We start from the raw sequence: 24,224 nt of genomic DNA on the forward strand, positions 1-24,224 counted from the left end.
TGAAGCCCTGTGATTGATGTTTGTTCGCACTTCCATCAGATCACACTTCAAGGTGTAAGTTCACTCCAATCTAATGATTTATATGTAAATCATCAGGGGATTCTTCAGTGCTCAACCGTGACGTCCTGTCACGGATAGTCACTTCCATGTTAGTGCCTAATCCTGTTAGCCTTCGCGCATATCTGTTAGCCAGTAGAACTAATCGCTTAATAGAAATTTGAGATAGATACTGGCCCAAAGCCGACGTCGGCGGCCGAAGTACAAGGTACTCCGAGTGGTTGGTAAGTAGATTGTGGAATTTGCCGTCTAAATGTAATCAGCGGCAACAATCATTTTGCATTTTGTGAGTGACTACCCTGTGCGATGTTATGTCCAAATCATTAAGTGCTAGGCATTTAATGTGACTCATAGTCCGTAGACGTATTGTCTACAAGTAAAGATCATCATGAAAACTCTTCAAAGGATTATTCATGGAAGATCATTTGCTTACCTCATTCGGTACTCATCTAAAAAGTTTGCGACTTGAGAGATCTTTTTCTCAGGAGCAGCTTGCATTAAAAGCTGACATGGACAGAACCTATGTCAGCGGCATTGAACGTGGGCAACGCAATGTTAGTTTGATTAATCTTTTTAAGCTTGCCAGTGCTTTAGATATCCCGGCGAAACAACTTCTTGATTTTACCGTTGAGGGATCATTATGACTCAACGAGCATTTTATTCGGCGAGTTTTAAAGATTTTCTATCTGCTGAGCCCGATGCGATTACCGGGCAGATATCACGTTTCCATACTCAGCATTTATTGCATGCACAAACTCGTGCTTGGTGTGCTGAAATTGAAGTTCTCAAACGCTCCTTGGCCGAGAGCGTTGAGCGAGAAGGGCATATTTTCATTGAGTTTATGATCCCACGAATGGGACGACGTGCCGATGTCGTGATTATATTTAAAGGGATTGTTTTTGTTGTAGAGTTTAAAGTTGGCGCAAAAGTATTTACTGCTGCAGATATGAGGCAAACTCATGGATATGCTTTAGATTTAAAAAACTTTCATCGCGGTAGTCATGATAAATATCTAGTTCCTCTGCTTGTCGCCACTAAAGCGACTAGCCAATCGAAAAATCCAGAATTCGCCGACGATAATGTTGCTTCGACCTTGTGTATTTCACCCAGTGAATTGTTTTCAAGAATGCGCCAAATCGCTGAACGGTTGAATCAACCTACTTTTGACCCAAGCTTGTGGGCTGATTCTGGCTATTTGCCGACACCAACAATTATCGAAGCGGCGCAAGCGCTATATGCGCAGCATAAAGTCGAAGATATTGCTCGTAGTGAAGCCGACACTCAAAATCTTGGACAAACGAGCCAGCAATTACTTCAGTTGATTCACAATGCTCGGATCAATAAGCGAAAAATCATTTGTTTCGTTACCGGCGTTCCGGGTGCGGGCAAAACCCTTGTAGGGCTTAATATTGCGAGTGCGCATTCTAATGCTGACGAAAAGGAATATGCAGTATTTTTAAGCGGAAATGGCCCTTTAGTCTCTGTTTTGCAAGAAGCCCTGGCGCGAGATAGACGTGATCGCACTAAAGAGAAAATTGGCGATTGTCGACGACATACTGAGCAATTTATTCAGAATATCCATAAGTTTAGGGATGACTCGCTTACATCGAACAAACCCCCAGTAGAGCAAGTAGCTATCTTTGACGAAGCTCAGCGTGCTTGGAATGTTGAGCAGACTAGCAAATTCATGCAGACCAAGCGTAATCAAGCTGGATTCAATAAGTCTGAGCCAGAATATCTTATCGAAGTGATGGACCGCCATGAAGATTGGGCTGTAATTATTGCGTTGATCGGCGGTGGACAAGAAATCAACACCGGCGAGGTTGGGCTTTTTGGATGGTTGGATGCACTTGGCAACCGATTTACTCACTGGGATGCTTATTATTCTACGGATTTACTTAATGGTGAGTATGTGTCTACGGGTTTAACGACTCGCGACTTTTCAAAAGGTACTTTGTTACCTTGTTTACATTTGGCGACATCGATGCGTTCATTTCGAGCCGAAAAGTTGTCAAATTTTATCCACCATTTAGTTAATGGTAACAGTGGCATGGCTTTGAATGTTTTGGCGACTTTTAAGCAAAAATATCCAATTAAAGTTACCCGAGACTTAAAGGCTGCTAAATGTTGGATAAAATCTCAAGTGCGTGGGACTGAAACAATGGGAATGCTAGCCTCGTCAAATGGTATTCGATTAAAAGCTGAAGGCATTTTCGTCAAAAACAAAATTGAGCATAAAGATTGGTTTTTGGGGCCGATAGAGGATATTCGTTCTTCACATTTTCTTGAAGATGTCGCCACAGAGTTTGATGTTCAAGGGCTTGAGCTTGATTGGTGTTTGGTTGCTTGGGAGGCTGATTTTAGATTCGGTCATGCAGGTTTTGAGCATATGCAGTTTCGAGGCTCAAGCTGGGAACAACGACAACGGGAAGAAAAATGCAGGTATCTTGAAAATGCCTATCGAGTCTTACTGACGCGAGCGAGGCAAGGAATGGTGATTTTCGTCCCTAAAGGCGATGAGTTAGATATTACTAGAAAACCGGCTTTTTATGATTCGACTTATCAATTTCTAAAAGCGTGTGGAATCGAAGAGCTTTGAACTTTTGAGTGAGACACGAACTAACTTTATTATCCTATTTGCAATATCAACTTTACCCATTGGATAGATAGAGTTGCTCCGCTTTTACAGGTATCGAGCATATCTCTCATTCAACATATGGGTAAAGTAGGGATGTAATTCCTAGTCGCTTACAAGTTGAAACTTATCTGAACTCGCCAGCTTCTCCATCAAAAATTCAATCAATACACTCACCTTAGTCGGCAAATATTTCCGCTGTGTATAAACTGCATAAATGCCATGTTCGGGGAGGGGATGGTTTGTGAGCAAGGCTTGTAGGCGGCCTGTTTGTAAGTCGGCGTCGACCATGAAACGGGGCAGGTTGGCTATGCCTAGACCATCGAGTGTGGCTTGGTGGATAGCGTCACTATTATTAACTTGGTAATTGCCGAGTGGCTGGATGCGAGTGGGGCCCTGCGGGCTTAAGAAGGTCCATTCAACACCATCACGAAAATATGAGTAGAACAAACAGTTATGTTGGCTGAGTTGCTGCGGCGTTTGTGGCGCAGCGTGGCGAGCAAGATACTCGGGTGAGGCGCAAATGACACTTAAACAAGGGGCGATTTTACGGGCAATCAGGCTGGAATCTGGTAGCTCGCCGATACGAATTGCCAGATCGAATCCGCCAGCAATTAAATCGGTTGTCTTATCATCCATCTGCATTTGCAGCTGTATTTTCGGGTAACGGCGCAGAAACTCGGGGATTAAAGGGGCGATATGCAAGCGGCCAAATACCATAGGAACTGCGATGCGAAGATTGCCCTGAGGCGCTTGTTGTAGCTCAGAAATGGCGTCTAACCCTTCCTCTGCGAGTTTAACGGCAGGACGAACATAGTCAAAATAGCGGGCGCCCGCTTCGGTAAGACTTAAGCTGCGAGTGGTACGGTGCAAAAGTTGAATACCCAGACTTTGTTCTAATAGGGTAATGCGTTTACTCACCGCCGATTTACTCAGTCTAAGCTTTTGACTTGCAAGCGAAAAGCTACCGCATTCCACGACCGTGACAAAGATAGGTAATGCCGAAAAGTGCTCCATGGTGTCCTTAGATTATCGCGTTCCCCTGCCATTATTGTTGATGATACCTCAACAGTCAGTTTTTATTATCGTGGTTATCATTGCCCTTGATGCAAGGTAGACTAATGCACTTGCTGATTGCGGGTGTCGACTGTGAAGCCTAGTTATTTTCGCGCTCATCGCTCATGTTTATCGCTTATCTTGATTACTGCTAGGTAGTTAGCCACAGTGTTGCCGCAATCGCCGATGTACCATTCTCGATGCCACTGAACGGCATGGGATGGGTCTTAGCTATTTTGTCAGAAAGAGAGTTCCTATGTCCTTGCCTTACCAATGGATTTTGTTCGATGCCGATGAAACCCTATTTTATTTCGATGCCTTAAAAGGGCTTAAATTGATGTTTAGTGAGTTTGGGGTCGATTTTACCCAAGCCGATTTTGATGAGTATCAGTTAGTTAACAAACCACTTTGGGTCGATTATCAAGATGGCAAGATAACTGCCGCTGAGTTGCAGACCATACGTTTCGAACCTTGGGCTGCCAAATTATCTGTCACGGCGATGACGCTCAATAGTGCCTTTTTATCGGCAATGGCCGAAATTTGTTCGCCGCTACCCGGTGCCCGCGAGTTATTAGCCACGCTCCAAGGTAAGGCAAAATTAGGCATCATCACTAACGGTTTCACTGAGCTACAAACCGTGCGATTAGAGCGTACAGGCTTACAGCATCATTTTGATATTTTGGTGATTTCAGAAAAAGTCGGCATAGCCAAACCTGATGTGGGCATCTTCGAACATGCCTTCGAACTCATGGGCTATCCTGAGCGCGATGCTGTGCTCATGGTCGGTGATAACCCGCATTCTGATATTCAAGGCGGCATCAATGCAGGTATTCATACTTGTTGGTATAACGTCCACGGCCACGATGTACCCGCCGGTATCGCCCCGCACTATCAAGTGAGCTCGCACCAAGAGCTGCAAAAAATCCTGTTACCGTAAACGATTGTTCACTGAGCCTAGCTCAGTACTTCGCACTCGATATTAGTGAATCAGAGTGAGTGCTTTAACTGATATTCCCTCAGTGTCATAAAATACAAAAAGCCCTTACATTAAGGGCTTTTGGGTATCTAAAACGCGTTAACTATCATTACTCAACGTTTTGGATCTGCTCGCGCATTTGCTCTATAAGGACTTTAAGTTCAACTGCGGCTGAAGTGATTTCAGTGCTGATGGATTTAGAGGCGAGTGTGTTCGATTCGCGGTTGAATTCCTGCATCATAAAATCTAAACGGCGACCTTCGCTGCCGCCTTTTTTGAGGATACGGCGAGCTTCGGCTACATGGGCTTCGAGTCTGTCCATTTCTTCGGCGACATCTTGTTTCTGAGCCAGAAGCACCATTTCTTGCTCGATGCGGGCTGGGTCGAGTTCACCTTTGATTTCCGCAAGGCGGTTGGTGAGCTTTTCGCGTTGATACAGCATCACCGTTGGCATGTGCTCGCGTACGACGGCGATTTGCTCGCTTACGCCGTCTAATCGGCTTAGCAGCATGTCTTTGATGGCTTCGCCTTCACGGCCACGGGCTTCGATGAATTGATCTATGGCTGAGTCGAAGGCTGTCATCAGATCGGCGCCGATCGCATCCATATCTTGTTCGCCGCTCGCTAGCACGCCCGGCCAGCGTAGGATGTCGGTCAGATTGACATCGCCTTGTCCCGCTTCTTGCTTGAGCCAAGTGGCGGCGCCTAATAGCTGTTTTGCTAGCGCTTGATTCAACTGCAGCTCGTTATTGCTGTTGTCTGCCAGCTCGTAGCGCAAATTGACTTCCACTTTGCCGCGGCTTAAACGTTTACGAAGGCGGTCGCGCAGTACGGGTTCGAAGCTGCGGAATTGCTCGGGTAAACGTAGGTAAGTTTCGAGATAACGTTGATTGACAGAGCGAATTTCCCAGGAGGCTGTGCCCCATTGTGCTTTGTGCTCGATGCGAGCGTAGGCTGTCATGCTTTGGATCATGGGTTGTCCTAATGGTGTAATCGTCATAATGAGAGGCGATTATAGAGTCAATGGCTTTAGGATTAAAGGCATACCGCCAATAGCGACCGGGATTAGGTGTTTGTGTGATGAGTTTGCCAGAGAATCACCCTAAGCATGGCATCCTAAGGCTCAAGCCCTTATAATATGCAGCCAAAATCGGTCAATGACTCAGAATACAGGAATCTCGCATGCGTCCAAGTAACAGAACGCCAGCACAAACTCGTCCCATCACTATCACTCGCCAGTTTACGGCCCATGCCGAAGGTTCTGTGTTAGTGGAATTTGGCGAAACCAAAGTGCTTTGTACCGCCAGTTTTACTGAAGGTGTGCCACGTTTCCTTAAAGGTCAGGGTCAAGGCTGGGTGACTGCGGAATACGGCATGTTGCCACGTTCGACCCATAGCCGTATGGATCGTGAAGCCGCTCGCGGTAAGCAATCTGGCCGTACGCAAGAAATTCAACGTCTTATCGGTCGTGCCCTACGCGCCTGTGTGGATATGAAAGCCCTAGGCGAAAACACTATCGTGATCGACTGTGATGTGATCCAAGCTGACGGCGGCACGCGCACAGCCTCTATCACTGGCGCCTGTGTGGCCTTAGTGGATGCGTTGAACTGGGCGCGTGGTAAAGGCATCATTAAATCTAACCCGCTGAAATTCCTTATCGCTGCTGTCAGCGTCGGTATTTACAAGGGTGAAGCGATAAGCGATCTAGAATATATCGAAGACAGCGCCGCAGAAACTGACATGAACGTGGTGATGACAGAAACGGGCAAGATCATCGAAATTCAAGGCACCGCCGAAGGCGAGCCATTCAGCCACGAAGAATTACTTGAACTGTTGGCATTGGCGAAGAACAGTATTCGTGAAATCGTCGATGTGCAGAAAGCCGCACTAAACTAATATTGTGGTGATGAAAAAGCCCCGTCATGTTATAGAGTGCGGGGCTTTTTATTAACTGCAGCTTTTTATTTGCAGCAAGATGCTAGTGTAGTGCAAGCCCTGTACCGAATAAAAATCCCCCATAATACAAAACCAATAAAAGACAAAGTCGTAAGGAGATATTGTGAAAGCTTATCAACGTGAGTTTATTGAATTTGCCCTAGAACGTCAGGTGTTGCGATTTGGCGAATTTACCCTTAAATCGGGCCGTATCAGTCCTTATTTCTTCAATGCGGGTTTGTTCAATACTGGCCGTGATTTAGCACGTTTAGGCCGTTTTTATGCCGCTGCGTTAGTGGATTCTGGTATTGATTACGACTTGCTGTTTGGCCCTGCTTACAAAGGTATTCCGATTGCGACCACTACGGCGGTTGCTCTGTGTGAGCATCACGATATCGACATTCCTTACTGCTTTAATCGCAAAGAGAAAAAAGATCACGGCGAAGGTGGCAGCTTAGTCGGTAGCGAGCTTAAAGGCCGCGTGATGTTAGTCGACGACGTGATCACTGCGGGTACTGCGATTCGTGAGTCGATGGAAATCATCGAAGCCCATAAAGCACAATTAGCGGGCGTGTTGATTGCCTTAGACAGACAAGAGAAAGGCAAGGGCGAGTTATCGGCCATCCAAGAAGTTGAGCGTGATTTTGGTTGTGGCATAGTGGCAATTATTAAACTCGCCGACCTAATCAGTTATCTGTCTGAAAAACCAGGGATGGAAGTGCAACTTGCCGCCGTGAGCCAATATCGCGAGCAATACGGCATTTAAGTCTAGTGTTTGGCAGCTTGTATTGAGCAAGCGGCTATCGCAGGCTTGGTGAAATTAGTTAATCAGCCAGCATTGATCTTAGCTAGGTTGAGAAGGGTTTGATTGAGTGGGTATAAAAACAAAAAACGCTGCGATTCTTTATAGAAGGAATCGCAGCGTTTTTTATTGAGCTGTATTGGTTGCTATTGATTTCGACACGTTTTAAATAGCGTTAAGTTTCAATACATTTATTTAGACTGGTGCAAAAATTCGGCGCGGGTCGCAGGGTTAGATTTGAAAATACCGCCCAGCGCTGTGGTAGTGGTCGAACTGGTGGAGTCCATCACGCCTCGGGATTTTACGCAGTAATGCACGGCATCCATTTTAACGGCAACGTCTTTGGTTTCGAGCAAGGTTTGCAGCGCGACTAACACTTGCTGAGTCAAACGCTCTTGCACTTGTGGACGTTGGGCGAAGAAACGTACTATACGGTTAATCTTTGATAAACCAATGATTTTTTTACGTGGTAGATAAGCTATGGTCGCAGTACCATCGATCGTCACTAAATGGTGTTCGCAGGTGCTGGTGAGGCTAATGTCTTGCACTCGCACCATTTCATCGAAGCCCATCTTATTGTCGATAACCGTGATCTTAGGGAAGTTCGCATAATCTAAGCCGGAGAAGATTTCATCGACGTACATTTTAGCAATGCGGCGCGGCGTATCGGCAAGGCTGTCATCTGACAGATCCAATGACATTAATGTCAGGATTTCTTTCATATGATGTTCAATCTTGTCTTTACGTTCTTCACTGCTGTAAACGCTTGGGAGCATTGGGGTTTCAAGTCCACGTTCTAATAACGCGGCTTGTACTTTTACTGCTGCTTCACTTAATGCCATCTTATCCTCCACTACGTCGTAGCGGCTATAACAGAAAACCTATGCTGATCATCGCGTGGTACTTGGGCTGTTCAGCATCAGATACAAATTATTGCTATTCTCGCTAGGGCAAGAATAGGGGGAGGAGGATAGCGCGAATTGCAGACAATTCATACCGAAAAACGCGCATAGGCCACATGAAAAAGCCGATAGTCCTTATCGGATATCGGCTTTAAATCTGCCACTGCCAATCGAGTTTAGCCTAGCAGTGTCGGCAAGTTTGAGTCAATTCTAAAGTTTCAGATTGGTTTTTAGGAAACTGAGCATTTGTTCATAGTATTTCGCTCTATGCTCATCGTTATAAAAACCGTGGCCTTCATTGTCCATCACCAGTTTTTGGTAAGGATAATTGTGAGCTTTTAGGCCTTTTTCGAGGGATTCGAGTTGTTCAATTGGCGCTCGCTCATCTTCACCACCATGCACCAATAGTATGTTTGCTTTGAGTTTATCGACGTTTTCAGAAGGAGACATTGCTTTAAGTACCGCTTTATCTTGGCCAAGCACATCCTTGAGATAGCTAGTACCAGAACGGCTGTTGGCGACATCGCCTTCATTAAACATCAATTCAAGATCATATACGCCAGCTACACCTATGGCGCATTTAAACATATCTGGCGCAAGCACAGCGCTCTGCAAGGCGCTGTACCCACCAAAACTGCCGCCAACAATACAGATGCGTTCCTTATCGGCAAAACCTTGGTCAATGACGTACTGGGTTGCGTCGATAATGTCATGCTGAATATCTGAGCCCCATTTTTGATAGCCAGCGCGTTCAAATTGATCGCCATATCCGCCTGAACCACGGAAGTTGACCTGTAGAACGGCTATGCCTTGGCTTGCTAGATATTGGTTTTGTGGGTCAAAGCCCCACCAGTCACGGATACCGTGTGGACCACCATGTGGATTGACGACTAAGGGTAGGTTTTTAGTTTCTTTACCAAAGGGAAGCGTTAGATATCCATGGAATTGTTTACCATCACGGCTGGTGAAACTGATGGGTTTAACATCAGCCATTTGCTCTGGGTCGAGCCATTTTTTAGCGGCGGCTAGATATTCAAGTTTTAGTGTTTTCGTATCAAATATGTAGTAATCGCCAGGGTTTCGATCGTTAAACGCAAGTACGACGAGTTTTGCTGCATTTCGGGTTTCGCTAACAATTCGTACTTGGTGACCGGGGAGAGCACCCAGCAGATCTTTTAGCAATTTAGCGTGCGAATCCTCATTATCGACAAAGGCATAACTTGGGTAACCATTTTCAAACTCGACGGCGTAAAGTTGTTTATTGGTGCCGTTAATCCAAAAGTTGCTAGGGTCAACGTTTTCATCCTGAATGATTTCAGTTTTATCGCCCGTTTCGAGATTAATTTTATAAACCCCTAAGGTTTCACCTTGGGAGCGACCGGCGGCATAAATCGTATTTTTGTCATCGGCAAAGGAGAGTGGTTTAAAGTCAGTTAGACCTAGGTTGAGTTTGTCAGTATTTATCCAGTCACCATCTTTGCGGTAGAAGACTTTAGTGATGTTTTTACTGTCCTCACCGGCAACGAAGCGAACCTCTCCATCATGGTCTGTCATAAAACGGGCTCTGCCGATAGGTGAGCCTGTGATGCGTTTACGTGTGCCATTGAACAAGTCTACGCGATAGACATCTTGTGATAGTTCAAAGTCAAGATTGATCCTATCATTCCATGGAATAGCATTGACTAACATGTAGCGTTCATCATCTGGCAGAGGATCGAGGATAAACGCGCTCGCACGCATAGGGGTGTTTTTCTTGATATTTGAACCTGTTTGTTGCTCGCCACTCTCGAAGCCGAATAAATACGCTTTTCGTGAACCATCGGCATTTACCGCCATCAATTCACCGTAGTAGATAGGTGTGTCTTGCCAGCCTTTTAGGTATTCTTTTGCCAATACCAGTCGCTCACTGTTGGCCCATTCATAGTCGCCGACTTGAGCATTATCGGGAAAACGTATCGCATTGAGGAGTTTTTTGGTTTGGGTATCTAAGACTAAGAGAACGTTTTTACCTTCGACACTTGTGATAGCGCTTAAGTATTTACCAGTAGGCGATATTTTTACATCCGAGTACTCATCACCTTTGCTGAATAACTGTGCTTGCGATAACGCATTCGCGTTGGAGCTATTGGCTGCAAAGGTAGATATTGGAAGTATTGGTAAGCAAAGTGTCGCCAACATGGCTAATCGGAAGAGTTTCATCTGACATCCTTGTAAAATCATTGTGTTTTTTTGTTCTTAAAATGTTTTTCGAGGATAAAACAAAAGATGGAGTGAAACAAGGAAGGAATATCGAAAATAAAGGACGATAGTTACCGTCCTTTATGTTGAAAAATCATTAGCTTTGTAAAAGTTGGTGCTGGATAAAACGCCACTGTTCATCGAAGTGTGTCGTCGGTTTGAGTTTGAATTCACTTCGTACAAATTGGGCGATGCGGCCTTCGGCAAAGGCTAACAGTAAATTGGCTAATATGGCTTCGTCTAAGTTGAAGCCTTTACCTTCTCGCAGGGTTTTTTCCCGTAAAATTTGCTTTAACTGGGTTTCAATTTTGGCAAATAAGTTACCAATACGGCTTCGCAGGCGTTCATTTTCACCGAGTAGAGCATCACCGTTGAGAACGCGGGAAATTCCTGGGTTACGTTCTGCAAAGATCAGCAGCAGTTGCAGTACCAACTGGCAGCGCTTCATGGTGTCTTTTTCGTCATCCATGATTAAATTGATGCGCGACAATAACGACTCTTCGATAAATTCGATTAGGCCTTCGAACATCCGCGCTTTACTCGGGAAGTGGCGATACAGTGCGGCTTCCGATACACCGACTTCTGAGGCCAGTTTCGCTGTGGTGATCCTTTGTCCTGGGTTGGTTTCTAGCATCTGCGCTAGACATTGCAGAATGTGTTCACGACGATTAATTTTTGGGCTTACAGCCATTGCAGTATCCTTGGCTCAATAACGACTTAGGGGATTATTTAGTGCCTGAATGGCCAAATCCGCCTTCACCACGGTCTGAGCTGTCGAACTCATCAACGAGTTTGAATTGTGCTTGTACCACAGGAACAAACACCAGTTGCGCGAGACGATCGCCCATTTCTAAGGTGAATGGACTGTCACCACGATTCCAACAAGATACCATTAAGGGGCCTTGGTAATCTGAATCTATGAGTCCGACTAGATTCCCCAGTACAATACCGTGTTTATGGCCCAGGCCTGAGCGCGGTAAAATCACCGCTGCAAGTCCTGGGTCGGCCACATGAATGGCAATCCCCGTGGGGATGAGCACAGTTTCACCCGGTGCTATGGTTAAAGCCGTGTCTATCATGGCGCGAAGATCCATGCCTGCACTGCCTGCGGTGGCGTAAGCGGGCAAGGGAAATTCTGAGCCGATACGGGAGTCGAGAATTTTTAATTCAATCGGTGTTTTCATGTATTTGTTTTTTCTTTCACTATCAACGAAAGTAATTGGCGTGCCAACGTGAGTTTGTCAGTAGCAGGCAAATCTTGACTGCCGTGCGGCCAGAAAACACGCAGGGCATTAGCATCGGCATTAAAGCCTAGGCCAGCAATGGAAACGTCGTTTGCGGCGATCATGTTCAAGTTTTTACGTTTGAGCTTATCGCGCGCATAGGCTTCTACATCATGGGTTTCGGCGGCAAATCCCACCACAAAAGGACGGTTAGGTAAGCTCGCAACCGTGGCTAAGATATCAGGATTCCTCACCAGCGCAAGTTGCATTTCTTCGGTCGATTTTTTGATCTTACAGGTAGCAATATCGCTAATGCGGTAGTCTGCAACGGCGGCGCAGCCAATAAAAATATCTTTTTTATCAACGTTATCCATAACAGCATCGAGCATATTTTGCGCCGATTCAACATCAATGCGTGTCACGCCTTCTGGGGTGCTTAGATTTACTGGGCCTGAGACTAAGGTGACTGTTGCCCCCATATCTGCCGCGGCTTTGGCTAGTGCAAAGCCCATTTTTCCAGAACTGTGATTTGAAATGTATCTGACGGGATCAATTGCTTCACGGGTTGGTCCGGCGGTAATCAGCACCGACTGGCCAGCAAGAGGCAGCGCAGAGACTTCTTTTGTTGCAAAAAAATCACTGGCTAGCTCGGCAATTTCTAGCGGTTCGAGCATGCGTCCAGGACCCACTTCACCACAGGCCTGACTGCCACTGGCGGGTCCCCAAAGTGTAAAACCACGTGATGCTAGGCTAGTTAAATTCGCCTGCGTAGCCAGATTGCGGTACATCTGCTGATTCATTGCTGAACACAGGGCAATTGGCGCCTCAGTGGCAAGACATGTGGTGGTGATTAGCTCATCGGCCATGCCTGCATTAATCCGCGCCAATAGGTTTGCGGTTGCAGGGGCGATGATGACGAGATCTGCCCAACGAGCGAGTTCTATATGACCCATGGCTGCTTCTGCTGCGGGGTCGAGCAAGCTAGATGCCACTGGATGTCCAGACAACGCTTGCAGCGTCAGAGGCGTGATAAATTCCATCGCACTTTGGCTCATCACCACGCGCACATCAAAACCACGCTCTTTCAAGCGACGTACTAAATCAGCACTTTTATAGGCCGCAATACCGCCGCCAATGCCCAGCAGGACGTTTTTATTTGTCAGACTCACAGACATCATCCGAGATAGAAATAATGCCGGCAACAATATCACAAAGTGGTGAATTTTAGTGACTATCCCAGTTCAAAAAATCTCGTCCATACTCAGTAAAGTGAAAATATGTGAGATGACAGGGAGGTCACATGGGGATTAAAGATTGGCCTGAGGGCGAAGGTCCCAGAGATAAACTGTTACAAAAAGGAGCTGCGCATCTCTCGGATGCTGAATTACTGGCAGTATTGCTGCGTAACGGTTTAGCTGGATTAAACGCGGTTGACCTTGCTAGGTCGCTTATTTGCGAGTTTGGCGGCCTCAGAAACCTGCTCTGTGCCCCAAGAAATCAGGTGTGTCGACTTCCGGGCGTAGGACCTGTAAAATACGCCCAGCTTCAAGCTGCGGCCGAATTAGCGCGGCGTGTAGCGCAGGAAAATCTGCAAAGAGGTCAGGTTTTGACAAATCCCGATTTAACTCGGGACTATTTAATGCGACAATTGGCCGATCGCTCCTATGAAGTGTTCGCAGTTTTACTGCTGGATAGCCAGCATAGAGTGATTCAATTTGTCGAATTATTCCGCGGCACAATAGACTCAGCCTCAGTGTATCCACGTGAAGTGGTGAGCTTAGTGCTGGAGAAAAAGGCCGCAGCAGTTATAGTTTGTCATAATCATCCGTCTGGTATTGCCGAGCCCAGTCAGGCTGACCGACGAATAACTGAGCGATTAAAAAATGCGTTAGCAACCATAGACGTATCCTTGTTGGACCATATGGTTGTAGGTGATCGAGAGATAGTTTCTTTTGCAGAACGAGGCTGGATTAATTAATCTAACACTTGATCTTCACTCTGTGATCGTGTATAAAATGCGCCCTCTTTGTGCCTCGGGCGACGGCCATACGAGGCACATTAATGCTCGAGCGTTAAAATTGTTTTTGGAGAAGATTGACATGTCAAGAGTATGCCAAGTTACTGGCAAGAAGCCGATGGTTGGTAACAACCGTTCGCATGCAAAAAACGCGACCCGTCGTCGTTTTTTACCTAACCTACAAAACCACCGTTTTTGGTTAGAAGAAGAAAAGCGTTTCGTACAGTTACGTGTATCTACTAAAGGTATCCGTCTGATCGACAAAAAAGGTATCGAAGTTGTTGTTGCTGAACTTCGTGCCCGTGGCGAGAAGGTATAATAGATCATGGCTAAAGCTAAAGGTAATCGTGAGAAGATCAAATTAGTTTCTACAGCTAAGACTGGTCACTTCTACACAACTGAAAAAAACAAGCGTAACATGCCTGAAAAAATGGAAATCAAAAAATTTGATCCAGTTATTCGTCAGCACGTTATCTACAAAGAAGCCAAAATCAAGTAATCCTTGGTTAGTGTTTCGAGAAAAGCCCCTTATTTAAGGGGCTTTTTTTTGCACTTTTTTTAGTGGCTAGTCATCAAGTTGAGATAATTGCCTCGCAAACTTAAGCCGCTGAATCATCCCCTGTGAAGTTAAAAAAGTGTGAACACTTACTGAAAATATAAAATAGTGCAGTTCTAAGCACTTTAAATCATTAAAACTGCACTTTAGTGAGAATAAATTCTTTATATGTGAATTAAAATGCAATACCATACGCGAAAGTTATCGATTCATTCCTGGCATGTCATAGTGACGCTGCCAGCTCAAAAATGAGGTGTAAATAACGCGTGCGTACCACTGAACTGGTTGATGGATTTCGTCATTCTGCCCCCTATGTTAATGCTCACAGAGGTAAAACTTTTGTGGTCATGCTTGGCGGTGAAGCTTTGGCTCAAAATCAATTCCGCGCCATCTTAAATGATGTCGCCCTGCTGCACAGTTTAGGGATCAAAGTGGTGTTGGTATATGGCGCTAGGCCGCAGATTGATGCTGCATTAGCCGCCAACGGTATTGCGCCTGCCTACCACGACGGTGTGCGTATCACGGATGAAGATTCGCTCAAAGTGATTAAGCAAGTTGCGGGTGCACTGCAATTTGATATCACAGCGCGTTTATCCATGAGTTTAAGTAATACGCCGATGCAAGGTGCGCAAATTAACTTAGTGAGCGGCAACTTTGTGATTGCTCAACCACTGGGTGTGGATAATGGTGTGGACTTTTGTCTGAGTGGCAAAGTGCGTCGTATTGATGTGCAAGGCTTAAAACGTCAGTTAGATAATCACTGCATCGTATTGATGGGGCCGATTGCGGCTTCGGTTACTGGTGAAAGCTTTAATCTCACCGCCGAGGAAATCGCGACTCAAGTGGCGATTAAGCTCAAAGCAGACAAGATGATCGGCTTTAGCTCACAGAACGGTATTCTCGATCGAAATGGCGATGTGATTGCCGAGTTGATGCCAAATGATGCGCAAAACATCATGAACAAGCTGGCCGAGCAAGGTTCTGCTTGTGTTGGTACTATGGCGTTTCTCAAAGCCAGTATCGATGCTTGCCGCAATGGTGTGCCACGTTGTCACTTAGTCAGCTACCTCGAAGATGGCGCCTTGTTGCAGGAACTGTTTTCTCGCGAAGGGATAGGCACACAAATCGTCACTGAGAGTGCTGAGCGTTTACGCTGTGCGTCAATCGCCGATATTGGCGGTGTGTTGAACCTTATCCGTCCATTGGAGGAACAAGGCATTCTGGTGCGTCGTAGTCGTGAGCAGCTTGAGATTGAAATCGAACAGTTCATGTTGATTGAGCGCGACGGTTTAGTGATTGGTTGCGCTGCGCTCTATCCTTTTGAAGAGGACAATGCGGGTGAGTTTGCTTGTTTAGTGGTGCATCCCGATTATCGCGATGCCGACAGAGGGAGCTTACTGCTGAAGAACATTATCAATCAGGCTAGAAACCGTGGTTATTCACGCTTGTTTGCATTGACAACTCGGAGCATTCACTGGTTCCTCGAGCATGGTTTTGTGATTGAAGATGTTGAAGCACTGCCACAGAAGAAGAAGCAGTTGTATAACTATCAACGCCGCTCAAAAATTCTCGCGCTCGATCTTTAAGCCGTTCTAAATCAATCCAATCAATGCCAGCCTAGTACTCATATTAGCGCTGGCATTTTTATTGACATAATATGTCTTTATTGGCAGATTAATACTTCACTGCACGGGAGATACTGCCAATGAGTCCTCAATTTTTTGAACTCGCCCCTTTAACCCAAACCTCTATCTTCAGTTTTATCGTCTTATTGCTCGGTTTAGCGGGTATCTTGCTGATGTTATGGCTAAAAAATATGCCTAAGATAGCGAAGTCAGCGAGTTTAGGTATATTGCTGGTGATGATGGGCGGATTTTCTTGGGTCTTCTATCAATCGAATAGCGCCGAATTAGTGTTAACCGATACAGAGCTCACATTGGATGTTCCCTTCTATAAAGTGCAGTTATCCCGCGTGGATTTATTGCCTGCAGAGGCGCGCATAGTCGATTTGCAACAAGAGGCAGATTTAACGCCGAGCTTTAAAACCAACGGTATAGGCATGCCAGGATTTCAATTGGGCTGGTTTAATCTACAGGGGAAAGGCAGGGCATTTTTGGCGATAACAGATAAATCGCAGTTAGTGTTAGTGCCAACGACTAAAGGCTACAGTTTATTACTGACAGTACCGCAAGGGAGTGAGTTTTTAGCACAGTTACAGAAGTAATCATCATATGTCATCACTTCTGCCACTGTGTTTATCGGCGTGATAATGCTCACGCCGTTTTGCGTTTATAGGCCATATCTAAGGTAAAGACGAGCAGCGCGCTCCAGATAAATCCGAAGGTCACGCCTTTTTCGGCATCGAAGGGCTCATTGAATAGACTCACCGCGAGGATAAACATAATACTCGGGCCAATATATTGGAAAAAGCCGAGCATAGACAATGGAATACGTACCGCTGCCCCTGCAAAACACAGCAAAGGAATGGTAGTCACTATCCCAGCCGCCATTAACATCAGATTCAATTGCCAATCGTTAGTCAGCATGCTCGCCGTGGCAGTGTCTAAGGTTGCGACGAGATAAATCAGCGCTACCGGTAATAACACTGCGGTTTCGACCAATAATCCGGCCTTAGCATCCACATTGACCTTTTTTCGCAGCAGTGCATAGAAACCAAAGGTGCCCGCGAGTGCCAGTGAGACGATGGGAATCGAGCCAAAAGAGATTAACTGGATCAATACGCCAGCGCTGGCGAGTGAAACCGCAAACCATTGCAGTTTACGCAACCTTTCGCCTAGAAATAACATACCGAGTAAAACGTTGAGTAAAGGATTGATGAAGTAACCTAGGCTGGCATCGAGCATGTGATCGTTATTTACCGCCCAGATAAATAGTAGCCAGTTTCCCGCGATCAATATGGAAGTAATGGTGAGAACCATCAGCTGTTTAGGCTGTTTAAACAGTAAGCGTAAGCGAGAAAAACCACCGATAAACTGCATAATGATCAGCATAAACACGAATGACCAAATCACTCGATGGAGCAAAATTTCGGTGGCGGAAACATGGTTGAGTAATTTGAAATATAAAGGCGCAAAACCCCACATACAGTAAGCACTGACGGCAAGTAGGATCCCTTTGCGGTATTCAAGATCTGGCATGAGACATCTTCGAAGAACAACAAGGTGGCGATTGTAGGTGTGTCTGACCGCTGACTCAAGGGCATCGCCGTGTTCTTTTCGTTACAGAATATCTCCGCAAAAGATTGAATGGACAATTAAAGTCAGTAAACATCCTGTTAATCAGGACGTTTACCTTAGTCAATCTTGAGCCCTAAGGTAGTAATACACATCTAAATTTAACCACCTAACCCACCATATAAGTCCCTGTTCCAAAAGCGATATGCGTGCCTTGCTCATTATGTAGTTCCATGCGGCATACTGAAACTCGATTACCCGCACGAATGACGCTGCCCGTCCCCGTAAAGGTGAGGCCGCGTCCCGGCCGCAGATAATCGACGCGCATATCAATCGTCCCTAAAGTTTGGAGGCGTTGTTGTAATTCTTCAATCGTCCAATCTTCACGGCTTGCGACCAGTCCTGCAAATGCGGTAAGTCCGCCGACCACATCCAGTACTGTAGCTGTGACACCGCCGTGGAGGATTTGCTGGTGGATATTGCCAATCAGCTCAGGCTTCATGTTGATCACGACTTCGACGCCATCAATGTCATAACGCTTGATATCGAGTCCGAGTAGATTATGGAAAGGGACATGTTGATCAAATACTGCTGCGACTCTTCTCAAAGCTTCGGCTTGGATTGGGCTGGTCATTTTTGGGTCCTTGTCACTGAGTGACTGCATTAGGCGTAATTGGATTTGTTATCAACACTGAGATAAACAAAGTGCGGCTTAGAGCAATTAATCTACAGTGAAGCTCACGGCTAATGCAACTCCGTCGCTAAAATGACGACACCGTTTCGGCAGTTTTTAAAGTATTTTACCCCGCGTTCGTTATTTTTGGCTTAGCCCACTAGGGTTAAAATAGCTGCAATTGTGGTGAATTGCCTCGTCTAAAGCACTTTAAATTACCGTTGAATCCTGCATTTTGAACTAGTTTGGGTATAGAATAGGCCCCCTCACTTTTGACATAGAAGATCCATGGAAAAGCTCGTACTCGACACGCATGATGATCCGCTCTCGCAACGCCTCGCGCAGGTGTTTGGTTACCGTGACTTTAGGGACGGTCAGCGGGAGGTGATAGAACGTGTCTGCGGCGGGCAAGATTGCTTAGTGATCATGCCAACGGGCGGCGGTAAGAGTCTTTGCTATCAACTCCCCGCGTTGCTGATGAATGGCATCACTATTGTCGTATCTCCATTGATTTCTTTGATGAAAGATCAAGTCGATAGCTTGTTGCAAACCGGTGTTGCAGCGGCTTATCTCAATTCTTCATTGCCGCGAGAGCAGAGCGCCGAAGTATTAAGGCAGCTGCGCCACGGTGAGTTAAAACTACTTTATGTGTCACCTGAGCGCTTATTAACCGCTGATTTTATTGAGCGTATGCAGTCGTTGCAGTTGGCGATGTTTGCCATCGATGAGGCGCACTGTATCAGTCAATGGGGTCATGATTTTCGCCCTGAATATGCGGCGCTTGGCCAGCTAAAACAACTCTTCCCCTATGTGCCCATGATGGCGCTGACGGCAACGGCGGATCAGGCGACTCGGCAGAGTATTTGCGAGCGACTTGGGATTGACCCGTTCCGTTTACTTTCGAGTTTCGATAGGCCTAATATTCGCTACACAGTGGCGGAAAAGCTCAATGCTGCGAATCAGTTACGGCATTTTTTAACCCAGCAAAATGGCACTAACGGGATTATTTACTGTAGCAGTCGCCGCCGTGTCGACGAGGTTGCCGATCGTTTATGTCTGCAAGGTTTTAATGCTAAGGCCTATCATGCGGGAATGACGCAGGAAGATCGTGGTGCCGTGCAGGACAGTTTCCTTAAGGATCAAATCGATATTGTTGTCGCCACTGTGGCTTTCGGTATGGGGATTAATAAGTCAAATGTGCGCTTTGTGGTGCATTACGATATCCCGAAAAGTATCGAAGCCTATTATCAGGAAACGGGCCGAGCAGGCCGTGATGGGCTCGATGCAGAAGCTTTTATGTTGTTCGATCCCGCCGATATTGGCCGTGTCAGACATTTGATTGAACAGTCTGAACCTGGGCCGCAGCAGCAGGTCGAATTCCATAAACTTAATACTATGGCTGCCTTTGCCGAGGCGCAGACCTGTCGCCGCCAAGTGTTGCTGCATTACTTTGATGAGAGCGCACTAGAGCCCTGTGGCAACTGCGACATTTGCCTCGATCCACCTAAGCGTTATAACGGCACCGAAGATGCGCAGAAGGTGTTGTCATGTATTTTCCGTTTAGGCCAGCGTTTTGGTATCAATCACTTAATTGAAGTGTTGCGCGGCTCGAAAGGCGCACCGATAGTCGATCGAGGGCATGACAAACTCACGACTTGGGGGATTGGTAAAGACAAGAGCCATGAGTATTGGCTGAGTGTGATCCGTCAACTCATTCATCTGGGACTGGCGAGTCAAGATGTGACTCGCGGTTCATCTATTACCCTAAACCCATCGGCACGACCTGTGCTCAAAGGTGACGTAGCGTTAATGCTCGCCGAACCGCGTATTCAGTTAACAACCACAAAACGTAAGGCGAGTCAGTCTAAAGCACCGTTGAATTATGACCGTAAGTTGTTCGCACGGTTGAAGTTATTGCGTAGAACCATTGCCGAGCAGCAGGATGTGCCGCCGTATTTAGTCTTTAACGACGCTACCCTTGCAGAAATGGCAGCCATGATGCCAACGAGCGCGGGGGAAATGCTCGCCGTCAACGGGGTTGGCGAGCGTAAACTGAGTCGTTTCGGTGACGCTTTTCTCGATGAAATTACGGCTTATTTAGCGGGAGAATAATGGTTTGGATTATTCTCATTGATTTTAACCTTGCCCAATTGATTGATACTGGCTCGTTTGATTAAAGACTCTAAGGTATCAAACTGTTGCATTGCCGCTATACCAATATTGACCTTACTTGAACCCTGCCAAGGCTGAATGCAAGCAACCAACTGACTAACGACTCTTTTAGCACCAGTTGCCGAGGTATGCGGCAGGATAATGACAATTTCATCCATCGAATATCGGATTAACTTATCTTGCTCCCGTAGTCTGTGTTGTAGCTCATCCTGTAAGAGAGGTAGGTCAACTTGACGGATCTGACTCGCATTAAACAATAATAAAGACAGTGGGTAATTACCTTGTTTGGCACTGTTTAATGCTGATGTGACTTGTTGGAGCAGCGTTTCCGCAGGTTCATTACCTTCAATATGTGGGGCACGATTATTCTGTTTATCAATCAAATACCAAATAGCTCCGCCCAATAATGCCATTGCGATTAAGAACAGTGTGCTATAGGCCCAATCGACATTTAGCTCTTGTAGGATTGAATCTTTTTCTAGCGCAGTGCTATTTGGCTCCTGCTGCAGATCTTGCTGATTTAGACGGGCCTTAAACTGCAATATCCGAGCATTATTCATCGCTTGATTGGTTAGCTCGGCCGCTCGATAACGTTTGAGTAAGAAAGAATAGGCTTGTTTAAAATCCCCTTTTTCTAAGTAGTGATCGCTCATGATCCCGTAAAACCCTTTGAGATCTGAGTATTGTTTTAGGTTTTCAGCTTGCTCAATAGCGTGATTCATGAGGATTAAAGCGGCATCTTCTTGATGCTGAGCAAAACGAATTTGGGCGAGTAGGCGAGTTGAACGCATTGTCGCTAATTGTTGATTTTGTTTTTTAAACGTATTAATCGCGATAGAAAGATATTCTTCGGCATTATCGATGCGGCCTTTATCGAGCGCGATTGAGGCCAAAATGGCATAACTGTAGGCGAGTTCAAGTGGCGAACCGAGCTCAGGTAAAAGCGCTTTAGCTTGTTGTTCGAGTTTATCACTGTAATCAAACTCTTGGTTATCAAGCGCTATCCGAGCTGCATTGCGTAAAATAAAGTGTAAAACTTTCCCTTTTGCATCGGCACTTTGTATACCTAAGTTGGTGTAATACATGGCTTGGGGGAAATCATGGGTGGCATAAAGTAAATTTCCCATCGCGGCATACACATAGGCCTGTGGTGGCCAAATCCAATTTTGGGTTTGAGCATGAATATCCGGATAAATATCAATCGCGAGGCGTAAATCTTCGATAGCAGAGGAGAAGTTATCAGTGTCAGTATCGAGTTGGCCACGTAAGCGTAAGGCATCGACTAAGGCTTGTGGTTGCTGGTAACGTCGCGCTAGGTTAATGGCTGAATCAAGCAAAGGTAGGGCATTTTGAACATTGTTATAGCTAAGGTTGGCGTCGGCTTGGCAAATCAAAAAGTAAGGTCGTACTTGATCTAGCTTAAGTTGTTTAGCGTTTGCTTCGCCTAATTGAGCGACGTTGATAGCGGCTTCATTTTCACCTATTTGTAGTAGGTTTTGGCATTTCAATACACTTAATCTGAGTCGATTGATATCTGAGCTTGCACTGGTCGCAAATTGTTTTTCTAACGCTGTTATTTGAGTGAGTGCTTTACTGGGATATTGGTAGACGAGTTCAGTGAGTTCATCTAATTGGTCTATAGCACTGGCCCCAAAGGGAAACAGCCATAACAACAGGCTCAGTACCAAGACGCGAAAATCCATTTTGTGCTCCATATAAAATGCGTAAGTTCTAATATCCCTAATCACTAAGGCGGGATTATAACTTTTCTTAATAGTTTTTTGCATAAAAAACTATTTTTTTCTAAGGGGAATAAGTTAACACATCCCAGTGATTTCTGAATCCAAACAGCTGGTTAATTCTGTGGAATCGATCACTAATTTGGGGATGAAACTCACCGTTATTAGCCTTAAGACAGGTTGAATGAGTGGAACATGAAAAAATTAGGGTTGACACTATCGGCTAGGCAAGTTAAATATTAACCGTCCTCAATAATTCAAACAGAATAAATATACAGATTAAATGAATATTATTAGCCGCAAACTCGACCTCCTCCTTCTCTCTCTCGCGGTTTATACGCGGAGGTCTTAGTGTTGCACGCTCGATAAAGAGGCAAAGCATTCACAAACCCCGCACCGATGTTGCGGGGTTTTTTGTATCTGAATACGGCAAAAATTAACTAACGAACGGTGACGTTCCATGGAGAAGCGAGATGTCTAACAGAGTCATAATATTTGATACTACCTTGCGTGATGGTGAGCAGGCGTTAGCCGCAAGTTTGTCGGTCAAAGAAAAACTACAGATCGCTATGGCGCTGGAACGTCTCGGTGTGGATGTGATGGAAGTGGGTTTTCCGGTTTCTTCACCCGGTGATTTTGAGTCAGTGCAGACCATAGCGCGTACCATTAAAAATAGCCGCGTTTGTGCCTTATCCCGTGCATTGGAAAAGGACATAGATGCAGCGGCGCAGGCCTTGTCTGTCGCAGATCAATTCCGTATCCATACTTTTATCTCGACCTCAACGATTCACGTTGAGAGTAAGTTGAAGCGTTCTTTCGACCAAGTGTTAGAGATGGCCGTAGGCGCGGTGAAATATGCCCGCCGTTTTACCGACGATGTGGAATTTTCCTGTGAGGATGCGGGGCGTACGCCCATCGATAATCTATGCCGTATGGTAGAAGCCGCCATTCGTGCGGGCGCACGCACCATTAATATTCCCGATACGGTCGGTTACACAGTGCCCAGCGAGTTTGGCAATATCATTCAGACTTTGTTTAATCGGGTGCCGAATATCGACCAAGCGGTGATCTCAGTGCATTGCCACGATGACTTAGGTTTATCTGTGGCTAACTCGATTACTGCTGTACAGCACGGTGCACGTCAAATTGAATGTACCATCAATGGCATAGGTGAGCGTGCGGGTAACTGTTCACTTGAAGAGATCGCGATGATTTTAGCGACGCGTAAGGGCATGTTAGGGCTAGAAACGGGCATTAATGCCAAGGAAATCCATCGTACTTCTAATTTAGTCAGCCAGTTATGCAATATGCCAGTGCAGGCGAACAAGGCGATTGTCGGTGCCAATGCCTTTACCCATTCGTCGGGTATCCATCAGGATGGCATGTTAAAAGCACAAAATACCTATGAAATCATGACGCCCGAAAGCATAGGTTTGAATCGTAACAACTTGAATATGACCTCGCGCTCGGGTCGCCATGTGATCAAGCATCGCATGGAGGAAATGGGCTATAGCGAGCACGATTACAATATGGATACTCTGTACGAAGAGTTTCTAAAATTGGCAGATAAAAAAGGCCAAGTATTTGATTATGATTTAGAAGCCTTAGCCTTTATGGAGGCGCAGGCCGAAGAAGACAATCACTATCAATTGCAGCAATTAGTGGTGCAGTCTGACTCAACTGAAGGCGTTGCTACGGCGACTGTGCGTATCGAAGTGGGCGGCGAAATTAAAACCGAAGCCGCAACGGGTAATGGTCCGGTCGATGCTGCCTATAACGCGATTGCCCGCGCAACCGATCGTCGAATCGACATTATCAGCTATAAGCTAGGCGCTAAAGGCGTAGGTCAAAATGCCTTAGGCCAAGTGGACATTACCGCGGTTTACCACGAGCAAAACTTCCATGGTGTAGGTTTAGCGACCGATGTGGTTGAAGCCTCTGCACGCGCTTTAGTGCATGTGATGAACTTAACGTGCCGCGCAGACAAGGTTGCCGATTACAAACAAAGCATGCAAAAAAATCGAGAGCTAGGCGGCGTCTAGTCGCTAA

The 24,224-nt window shown here is 45.9% G+C and carries 22 protein-coding genes; 12 read left to right on the top strand and 10 right to left on the bottom strand.

Translation table 11 applies throughout. The features are described from left to right. Positions 1-470 precede the first annotated feature (470 nt). Together KO533_RS20540 and KO533_RS20545 are read left to right on the top strand one after the other, a co-directional pair. Positions 471-701, top strand: a complete 231-nt coding sequence (locus KO533_RS20540; RefSeq protein ID WP_076497128.1) for a helix-turn-helix transcriptional regulator — start codon at positions 471-473, stop codon at positions 699-701. Beyond that, on the top strand, positions 698-2,656 hold the full coding sequence (locus KO533_RS20545; RefSeq protein WP_173242790.1) for a DUF2075 domain-containing protein: 1,959 nt from the start codon (positions 698-700) through the stop codon (positions 2,654-2,656). The genes KO533_RS20540 and KO533_RS20545 overlap by 4 nt, the downstream gene beginning before the upstream one ends. Positions 2,657-2,797: 141 nt before the next feature. Here the strand turns inward: KO533_RS20545 and KO533_RS20550 are convergent, their stop codons facing one another. Beyond that, complete coding sequence (locus tag KO533_RS20550; RefSeq protein WP_219255927.1) at positions 2,798-3,709, bottom strand: LysR family transcriptional regulator; 912 nt, start codon at positions 3,707-3,709, stop codon at positions 2,798-2,800. Between the two features lie 295 nt (positions 3,710-4,004). Here KO533_RS20550 and yjjG point away from each other — a divergent pair, with 295 nt between their 5' ends. Next, the gene (gene yjjG / locus KO533_RS20555; protein ID WP_219255928.1) at positions 4,005-4,685 is read left to right on the top strand and encodes a pyrimidine 5'-nucleotidase; all 681 of its coding nucleotides are present in this window, start codon (positions 4,005-4,007) and stop codon (positions 4,683-4,685) included. 148 nt (positions 4,686-4,833) lie between these two features. Here the strand turns inward: yjjG and KO533_RS20560 are convergent, their stop codons facing one another. Further along, a complete protein-coding gene (locus KO533_RS20560; protein WP_006086670.1) occupies positions 4,834-5,697 on the bottom strand; it encodes a YicC/YloC family endoribonuclease in 864 nt (287 codons plus the stop codon). Between the two features lie 209 nt (positions 5,698-5,906). On the opposite strand from KO533_RS20560, the gene rph reads away from it, so the two are divergent. Further along, positions 5,907-6,620 carry a ribonuclease PH gene (rph, locus tag KO533_RS20565; RefSeq protein WP_006079862.1) on the top strand — a complete coding sequence of 238 codons (714 nt, stop codon included), beginning with the start codon at positions 5,907-5,909 and terminating at the stop codon, positions 6,618-6,620. 163 nt (positions 6,621-6,783) lie between these two features. Then, positions 6,784-7,425, top strand: a complete 642-nt coding sequence (gene pyrE / locus KO533_RS20570; RefSeq protein ID WP_006079863.1) for an orotate phosphoribosyltransferase — start codon at positions 6,784-6,786, stop codon at positions 7,423-7,425. Positions 7,426-7,652: 227 nt separating this feature from the next. Here pyrE and folE read toward each other — a convergent pair whose 3' ends face one another. The 5 genes from folE to coaBC all read right to left on the bottom strand — a co-directional run bounded on the left by folE (position 7,653) and on the right by coaBC (position 13,002). Continuing rightward, complete coding sequence (folE, locus tag KO533_RS20575; protein ID WP_006079864.1) at positions 7,653-8,303, bottom strand: GTP cyclohydrolase I FolE; 651 nt, start codon at positions 8,301-8,303, stop codon at positions 7,653-7,655. Positions 8,304-8,573: 270 nt separating this feature from the next. After that, a complete protein-coding gene (locus tag KO533_RS20580; RefSeq protein ID WP_219255930.1) occupies positions 8,574-10,562 on the bottom strand; it encodes a S9 family peptidase in 1,989 nt (662 codons plus the stop codon). Positions 10,563-10,698: 136 nt separating this feature from the next. Continuing rightward, complete coding sequence (gene slmA, locus KO533_RS20585) at positions 10,699-11,292, bottom strand: nucleoid occlusion factor SlmA (protein WP_113941097.1); 594 nt, start codon at positions 11,290-11,292, stop codon at positions 10,699-10,701. 34 nt (positions 11,293-11,326) lie between these two features. Further along, entirely contained in the window at positions 11,327-11,785 is a 459-nt protein-coding gene (dut, locus tag KO533_RS20590; RefSeq protein WP_105251173.1) for a dUTP diphosphatase, read from the bottom strand. Next, positions 11,782-13,002: a bifunctional phosphopantothenoylcysteine decarboxylase/phosphopantothenate--cysteine ligase CoaBC gene (gene coaBC / locus KO533_RS20595; RefSeq protein WP_219255955.1), complete on the bottom strand. Its 1,221-nt coding sequence runs from the start codon at positions 13,000-13,002 to the stop codon at positions 11,782-11,784. The genes dut and coaBC overlap by 4 nt, the downstream gene beginning before the upstream one ends. Before the next feature lie 122 nt (positions 13,003-13,124). Between coaBC and radC the strand changes: the two genes are divergently transcribed. From radC to KO533_RS20620, 5 genes are all read left to right on the top strand, one after another. Next, positions 13,125-13,802 (top strand): DNA repair protein RadC, encoded by a 678-nt coding sequence (gene radC / locus KO533_RS20600; protein WP_113941095.1) that lies wholly within the window; start codon positions 13,125-13,127, stop codon positions 13,800-13,802. A 121-nt stretch (positions 13,803-13,923) separates the two neighbouring features. Next, complete coding sequence (gene rpmB, locus KO533_RS20605) at positions 13,924-14,160, top strand: 50S ribosomal protein L28 (RefSeq protein WP_006079870.1); 237 nt, start codon at positions 13,924-13,926, stop codon at positions 14,158-14,160. 6 nt (positions 14,161-14,166) lie between these two features. Next, positions 14,167-14,340 carry a 50S ribosomal protein L33 gene (gene rpmG, locus KO533_RS20610; RefSeq protein WP_006079871.1) on the top strand — a complete coding sequence of 58 codons (174 nt, stop codon included), beginning with the start codon at positions 14,167-14,169 and terminating at the stop codon, positions 14,338-14,340. Between the two features lie 323 nt (positions 14,341-14,663). After that, positions 14,664-15,983, top strand: a complete 1,320-nt coding sequence (argA, locus tag KO533_RS20615; protein WP_105251176.1) for an amino-acid N-acetyltransferase — start codon at positions 14,664-14,666, stop codon at positions 15,981-15,983. A 119-nt stretch (positions 15,984-16,102) separates the two neighbouring features. Then, positions 16,103-16,621, top strand: coding sequence for a PH domain-containing protein (locus KO533_RS20620; RefSeq protein ID WP_219255932.1), 519 nt, complete (start codon positions 16,103-16,105; stop codon positions 16,619-16,621). 49 nt (positions 16,622-16,670) lie between these two features. Here KO533_RS20620 and rarD read toward each other — a convergent pair whose 3' ends face one another. Together rarD and KO533_RS20630 are read right to left on the bottom strand one after the other, a co-directional pair. After that, entirely contained in the window at positions 16,671-17,555 is an 885-nt protein-coding gene (gene rarD, locus KO533_RS20625) for an EamA family transporter RarD (RefSeq protein ID WP_113941091.1), read from the bottom strand. Positions 17,556-17,760: 205 nt separating this feature from the next. After that, positions 17,761-18,225, bottom strand: coding sequence for a thioesterase family protein (locus KO533_RS20630; protein ID WP_219255934.1), 465 nt, complete (start codon positions 18,223-18,225; stop codon positions 17,761-17,763). A gap of 327 nt (positions 18,226-18,552) precedes the next feature. Between KO533_RS20630 and recQ the strand changes: the two genes are divergently transcribed. Next, entirely contained in the window at positions 18,553-20,376 is a 1,824-nt protein-coding gene (gene recQ / locus KO533_RS20635) for a DNA helicase RecQ (protein ID WP_219255936.1), read from the top strand. Here the strand turns inward: recQ and KO533_RS20640 are convergent. Then, the gene (locus KO533_RS20640) at positions 20,358-22,139 is read right to left on the bottom strand and encodes a diguanylate cyclase (RefSeq protein ID WP_219255938.1); all 1,782 of its coding nucleotides are present in this window, start codon (positions 22,137-22,139) and stop codon (positions 20,358-20,360) included. The two genes, recQ and KO533_RS20640, sit on opposite strands and share 19 nt — an antisense overlap. Before the next feature lie 509 nt (positions 22,140-22,648). On the opposite strand from KO533_RS20640, the gene leuA reads away from it, so the two are divergent. Continuing rightward, the gene (leuA, locus tag KO533_RS20645) at positions 22,649-24,217 is read left to right on the top strand and encodes a 2-isopropylmalate synthase (RefSeq protein ID WP_113941087.1); all 1,569 of its coding nucleotides are present in this window, start codon (positions 22,649-22,651) and stop codon (positions 24,215-24,217) included. The last annotated feature ends 7 nt before the right edge of the window (positions 24,218-24,224 follow it).

The sequence above is a fragment of the Shewanella sp. NKUCC05_KAH genome (assembly GCF_019345585.1).
GTDB classification, from domain to species: domain Bacteria; phylum Pseudomonadota; class Gammaproteobacteria; order Enterobacterales; family Shewanellaceae; genus Shewanella; species Shewanella oncorhynchi.